The organism is Psychrobacter piscatorii, assembly GCF_043641605.1.
In the GTDB taxonomy this organism is placed as follows: Bacteria; Pseudomonadota; Gammaproteobacteria; order Pseudomonadales; family Moraxellaceae; genus Psychrobacter; species Psychrobacter piscatorii_C.
The window spans coordinates 1-1,311 of the sequence record NZ_JBHZRK010000027.1; the positions used below are offsets into that span (position 1 = coordinate 1).

Consider the following 1,311-nt stretch of genomic DNA (forward strand, 5'->3'; position numbering starts at 1 on the left):
TGAACTGACCCCCATAAGTTGGACACAACTTATGGGGTATTTTTATGCGTTACGATCTGGACTTTAAGATGCAAGTCATCGCATACTATCGGCAAGGGCATACCGGAATCGCTACAGCAAAGAAGTTTGGACTTGATAAAAAGATAATCTCTAGATGGGTTAAGCAATATCAAAGCGGCGGTGTAGAGGCTATCAAGCCAAAGGCGAGTAAAACTAAATACAGTAGCGAGTTTAAACGTAACGTACTCACAGTCATGCTAGAACAAGGGTTAAGCCAGTCTGAGGTCGCTTTAACGTTTAATATCAGCTCACCTGCGCTCATCAGCCACTGGCACAAAGCGTATCGACTACACGGTATGTCTGGACTCACTTCCAAACGTAAAGGTAGAGGCGCCATGACCAAGCCCGTGATCACAAACAAACCAGATGATGAAAAGAGTCTTGCTGAATTAAAGCGCGAGAATGCATACCTACGTGCAGAGAATGCCTACCTAAAAAAGCTCGATGCCTTGCTCAAAGCGGAGGAACAAGCAGACAGAAAGCAAGGCTCATCGAAGCGCTAAGAGATGACTGCTGTTTATCTGACTTACTTAAAGTCTCAGGTATGCCTAAAAGCGTCTTTTATTATCATAGAGCAAAGCTTGAGAGTGACGACAAATACGCTGAGTTGAGGCCACGTATTGCTAAGATGTATCATCAGCACAAAGGTAGGTATGGCTATCGTAGAATAACGGCCGCATTAAAACAGTTAGGTTTTCATCACAATCATAAGCTCATTGCTAGGCTTATGTGTCAGTTAAACTTAACTGCCAAAATAAGGCGCAAGAAGTACCACTCCTATAAAGGGGTACAAGGCAAGATCGCGAAGAATCATTTACAGCGTCAGTTTCATGCAGATGGGCCACATAAGCGCTGGCTTACAGATATTACTGAGTTTAAGGTCGGTGATCATAAGTTGTATTTATCGCCCATACTTGATTGTTATAACAATGAGATTGTCAGTTATACGCTCTCAAGAAGGCCAACTTATGATTTGGTGAGTCAAATGCTAGATTGTGCTTTAAATAAGACAAAGGCGTGCCGTGGTAAGAGGTTAATGCTGCACTCGGATCAAGGATGGCATTATCAAATGAAACCGTTTAGCACGACGCTTAAACAGAATGGCATTAAGCAAAGCATGAGCAGAAAAGGCAATTGCTTGGATAATGCGCTCATGGAGGGGTTCTTCGGTACATTAAAGTGCGAGACCATTTACATTGAAAAACCTCAAACCATTGAGCAGTTAGAGCAACAAATCCATGAGTACATTCA

At 42.7% G+C, this 1,311-nt stretch carries 2 protein-coding genes; both read left to right on the forward strand.

Annotated features, from left to right (window positions below; genetic code table 11):
* The first annotated feature begins 44 nt into the window (after positions 1-44).
* Positions 45-563 (forward strand): helix-turn-helix domain-containing protein, encoded by a 519-nt coding sequence (locus tag ACHUET_RS14600; protein ID WP_394213796.1) that lies wholly within the window; start codon positions 45-47, stop codon positions 561-563.
* The coding region (locus tag ACHUET_RS14605; RefSeq protein WP_394213797.1) for an IS3 family transposase at positions 551-1,311 on the forward strand (761 nt) is incomplete at its 3' end. The genes ACHUET_RS14600 and ACHUET_RS14605, both read left to right, overlap by 13 nt.